The 4,351-nt window shown below is 74.8% G+C and carries 5 protein-coding genes and 1 pseudogene; all 6 read right to left on the bottom strand.

Features of this window, described 5'->3' with window-relative positions; all coding sequences use genetic code 11:
• Positions 1-438 (bottom strand): annotated as a pseudogene (locus tag NCC78_RS32265) (hypothetical protein); the annotation flags it as partial.
• A 126-nt stretch (positions 439-564) separates the two neighbouring features.
• On the bottom strand, positions 565-1,332 hold the full coding sequence (locus NCC78_RS28240; RefSeq protein ID WP_250798318.1) for an SDR family NAD(P)-dependent oxidoreductase: 768 nt from the start codon (positions 1,330-1,332) through the stop codon (positions 565-567).
• A 234-nt stretch (positions 1,333-1,566) separates the two neighbouring features.
• Positions 1,567-2,433, bottom strand: a complete 867-nt coding sequence (locus tag NCC78_RS28235) for a DegV family protein (protein ID WP_250798317.1) — start codon at positions 2,431-2,433, stop codon at positions 1,567-1,569.
• Positions 2,434-2,481: 48 nt separating this feature from the next.
• The gene (locus NCC78_RS28230; RefSeq protein ID WP_250798316.1) at positions 2,482-3,111 is read right to left on the bottom strand and encodes a histidine phosphatase family protein; all 630 of its coding nucleotides are present in this window, start codon (positions 3,109-3,111) and stop codon (positions 2,482-2,484) included.
• Complete coding sequence (gene rsfS / locus NCC78_RS28225) at positions 3,108-3,518, bottom strand: ribosome silencing factor (RefSeq protein WP_250798315.1); 411 nt, start codon at positions 3,516-3,518, stop codon at positions 3,108-3,110. Before rsfS ends, NCC78_RS28230 begins: the two co-directional genes overlap by 4 nt.
• A 110-nt stretch (positions 3,519-3,628) precedes the next feature.
• Positions 3,629-4,225 carry a nicotinate-nucleotide adenylyltransferase gene (nadD, locus tag NCC78_RS28220; protein ID WP_250798314.1) on the bottom strand — a complete coding sequence of 199 codons (597 nt, stop codon included), beginning with the start codon at positions 4,223-4,225 and terminating at the stop codon, positions 3,629-3,631.
• Positions 4,226-4,351: the final 126 nt, after the last annotated feature.

Raw genomic sequence — 4,351 nt, 5'->3', positions numbered from 1 at the left:
CTGCGGCCGGGACCGCCAGGCCCAGAAGCCGGCCCCGAGCACCACCAGCACGGCGACCACGGCCAGCGCCCGCACGCCCCGCCGGCCCGGGTCGAACGCCGCCGGCCCGGTCAGCCGTGCCGCCGCCGTGCCACCGTCGCCGACCTCCGACGTCTCCGGTGCCACCGTCGAAGACCCGGACGGCAACCGACCCGCCCACGGGACGGTGGGATCGCCCGACGGCGCGAACGACAACCGGCCCGTCGACGCCGCCCTCGGCATCGGACCGCCGGACGACCCGGAGGACAGCCCGCCCGTCCACGACTGACCCGCCGTCGGACCGCCCGGCGACTCGGACGACAGCACCGGATCCGACCCGGGCGGAGCCGGCGCCGCCGGCGGGTCGGTCATCAGGCGGCGCAGGCGCTCCCGGACCATCGCTTCCTCGTCGTCGGACACGACGCGAGGCTAGGAGCCGCGCCCGACCGACGGAGGATGCTCCGAACCCGCCTGTGGACGAAAGGCTGCCCTGTGGACAACCGCCTGATCACCTGCCGGACGTGCTAGCGGCCGAGGGACGGCTGGTCAGCGCGCCTCGGGGTCCAGCCCGAGCACCGACCGTCCACCGTCGACGGGCACGGTCACCCCGTTGACGAAGCCGGCCGCCGGGGACAGCAGCCACGCCACCGCCTCGGCCACCTCCTCGGGGCGACCGATCCGGCCGACCGGGTGCAGCCGGATCAGCTCCGCGTCGATCCATTCCGCCTCGGCCGGTTCCCGTTCGGCCAGGAAGGCCGCGTGCCGCTCGGTCGCGACCGAGCCGAGCGCGACCGCGTTGCTGCGGATGCCCCGCGGCCCGTACTCGACGGCCAGCGCCCGGGTCAGGCCCTCGACGGCAGCCTTCGCGGTGGCGTACGGCAGGCAGCCGGACACCGGCCGGCGGGCCTGGTGGGACGAGACGTTGACGATGGCTCCGCCCGCACCGGCGGCGAGGAAGCGGCGCACCGCCGTCGCGGCCCCGACCAGGGCGGGGCGCAGGTTCAGCCCGATCAGGTCGAGGACCTCGCCGGCCGGTGCGGTGTGCACCGAGGCGTCCCGGAACACCGCCGCGTTGTTGACCCAGCCGGTCAGCGGCCCGGCCCGCTCCGCCAGGTCGGCGGCGCGGGCGGCGACCGCCTCGTCGGCGGCGTCACCGACCACGGCCGCCAGCCGGTCCCCGGCCGGATGCGCGGTCAGCCACGCCACCGCCTCGGGGTCGTGCTCGATCACCACGACCGTGCCGCCCGCTCCGACGAGCCGTTCCACGACGGCGCGGCCCACGCCACGACCTCCGCCGGTCACCACACAGGACATCGCACCATCCCCGTTCGCCGTCGGGCAGCACCCGCTGCCCCGTTCGTGCGGGCAGCTCCGCAGCGCGCGCACCAGCAACCGTCCCGCCCCTTGCGGTGCGGGCCGGCCGGAACACCGCCACCGACGCGAAGCCGCCCGGGGATGCGACCCGGTCCCGCGCGGCCGTCCCTCGCGACCGTCCGAGCGGCCGTCCCGAACGACCGTCCCGAACGACCGGAGCGTCCCGTACCGACGCTAGTCGGCGACGGCGGCGGGTGGGCGTCGGTGCACGACCACGCAGGCCAGGCCGGGCCCGGCGTGGGCGGCGACGACCGCGCCGGCCTCGGAGACGTACACGTCGTGCAGGCGGTCGCCGAACCGGGCGGTCAGCGCCTCCAGCAGCGCCTCCGCCCGTTGCGGCGCGGCCAGGTGGTGCACCCCCAGGTCCACCTCGGCGTCGCCGGCCGCCTCGACGGCCAGGTCGACCAGCCGGGCGATCCCCCGGCTGGCGGTGCGCACCTTGTCCTTGAGCACGATCGCGCCGTCCGGCATGTGCATGATCGGTTTGACCGACAGGGCGGTGCCGAGCAGCGCCTCGGCGGCGTTGATCCGGCCGCCCCGGCGGAGGAACTCCAGGGTGTCGACGTAGAACCAGATGGTGGTGCGGGAGATCGCGTCCAGCGCTGAGTCGCGTACGCCCGACAGGTCCGCGCCCCCGGCGGCGGCCGCGGCGGCCGCGACCGCCGGGAAGCCCAGGCCCATGCCGGTCGACCGGCTGTCCACCACGGCGACCCGGTCGCCGAACTCGGCGGCGGCCAGCTGGGCCGCCTCCACGGTGCCGGAGAGCTCGGCCGACAGGTGCACCGAGACGATCCCGTCGGCGCCGGCGTCGAAGAGATCGCGGTACGTCCGCGCGAACTGCTCGGGCGCGGGGCGTGAGGTGCTCACCGAGACGCGCCGGCCGCCGAGCGCGCGGGTGGCGTCGGCCGGGAAGGTCTCCACCCCCTCCAGCCCCTCCGCACCGTTGAGCACGACGGTCAGCGGCACCACGGTCAGCCGGTGCGTGTGCAGCAGCTCGGGCGGGAGGTAGGCGGTGGAGTCGGTGACGACCGCGACGGGCATGCCCGGCACGCTAGCCGATGCCGGCCGGATACGCCCGGGCTGCGCCGCTCAGACCGCCTCGGCGGCGGCCGGCGCCGTGATCAGGCCGACATTGTGGGCGCGCAGGTGCCAGCCCCGGACGTCGTTGTGGCGCAGCTCCGTCCAGTGGCAGTTCTGCAGCGAGCCGACGGTGCGCATCACCAGGTGGTCCCAGCCGAGCAGGTGGCCGCAGCCCTGCCGGGCCCCGGCGCCGTGGGTGGCCACCACGATCGTCCCGCCGGGCACCGCGTCGGCGGCGTCCTGCAGGGCGGTGCCGACGCGCTTGCCGAGGTCGTCCAGGCCCTCGATGTCCGCGCCCGGGTCGGGGTCACCGGCCCGCCAGCGGGCGTACTCGTCGGGGAAGCGCTGCTCGACCTCGGAGAGCAGGAGGCCCTGCCACCGCCCGAAGTGGCGCTCGCGCAGCCGCGGGTCGGTGCGCACCGGCAGCCCGGTCAACGCGGCCAGCGCGCCGGCGGTGTCCGCCGCGCGGCTCAGGTCGCTGGACACGATGGCGTCCGGCCGCAGCGCGGCGAGCAGCGGCGCGGCGGCGTGAGCCTGCTCCCGGCCGAGGTCGTTGAGGGGGACGTCGGTCTGCCCCTGGACCCGGCTGGCGGCGTTCCAGTCGGTGTTGCCGTGCCGCCAGATGAGCAGGCGGGTCATTCCGAGGCGGCGGAGCCGGAGCCGGACTCGGCTTCGACGAGGTCCCGGTCCACGAACGGGATCGTCGGGCAGTCCTTCCAAAGCCGGTCGAGGGCGTAGAACTCGCGCTCCTCGGTGTGCTGGACGTGCACCACGATGTCGACGTAGTCGAGCAGCACCCAGCGGCCGCCCCGCTCGCCCTCGCGCCGGACCGGCTTGGCCTTCTCCGGCAGCTCGAGCAGCCGCTCCTCGATGGCGTCGACGATGGCGAGCACCTGACGCTCGTTGGGGGCGGCGGCGAGCAGGAACGCGTCGGTGATGGCGAGCTGGTCGCCCACGTCGATGATGACGATGTCCTGCGCCTTCTTGTCGGCCGCAGCCTGGGCGGCGGCCATCGCCAGCTCGTGAGCGCGTTCCGAAACTGTCACCGTTCTCCTTCGATCAACCGTGCGATCCTCCAAGCGTCTCACACACGACGGAATCGCGACCTGCCAGTTGGGCCGCGTTACCCGCCCGAAGCATCCGATACCGGGCGAAGTCACTGCTGGTAGAGGCGCCGCTTGGCGATGTACTGCACCACACCGTCCGGCACCAGGTACCAGACCGGCTCCCCCCGGGCCACCCGGGCCCGGCAGTCGGTGGACGAGATGGCCATCGCGGGGACCTGCACCAGGGTGACCGTGTCGGCGGGCAGGTGCGCGTCGGTGAGCTCGAAGCCCGGCCGGGTCACCCCGATGAAGTGCGCCAGCTCGAAGATCTCGTCCAGGTCCTTCCAGGAGAGGATCCGCTGCAACGCGTCCGCCCCGGTGATGAAGAACAGCTGCACCTTCGGGCCGTACTCGTCGTGCAGGTCGCGCAGCGTGTCGACGGTGTAGGTCGGGCCGGCCCGGTCGATGTCGACCCGGCTCACCTGGAAGCGGGGGTTGGACGCGGTGGCGATCACCGTCATCAGGTAGCGGTCCTCGGGCGGGCTGACCGGCTCGTCCGCCTTCTGCCAGGGCTGACCGGTGGGGACGAAGACCACCTCGTCCAACCCGAACCGGTCCGCCACCTCGCTGGCCGCGACGAGGTGCCCGTGGTGGATCGGATCAAAGGTGCCGCCCATGATGCCGATCCGCCGGATGTCTTCCTCCACCCCGTGATCCTAGGCCGGGCAGCACCGCGGCCCAGCCCGGCCCGTCGGGGCGGTCCACCACCCGGGAGGCGCCGGGGCCGGCGCGGGAACGGCCGTCGGCCATCCCCCGCGCCGGAGCGGGTCAGG

This window comes from Micromonospora phytophila (assembly GCF_023656545.1).
GTDB classification, from domain to species: domain Bacteria; phylum Actinomycetota; class Actinomycetes; order Mycobacteriales; family Micromonosporaceae; genus Micromonospora; species Micromonospora phytophila.
The sequence above is the reverse complement of the archived record's forward strand: the minus strand, read 5'-3'. Positions and strand labels throughout refer to the sequence as shown.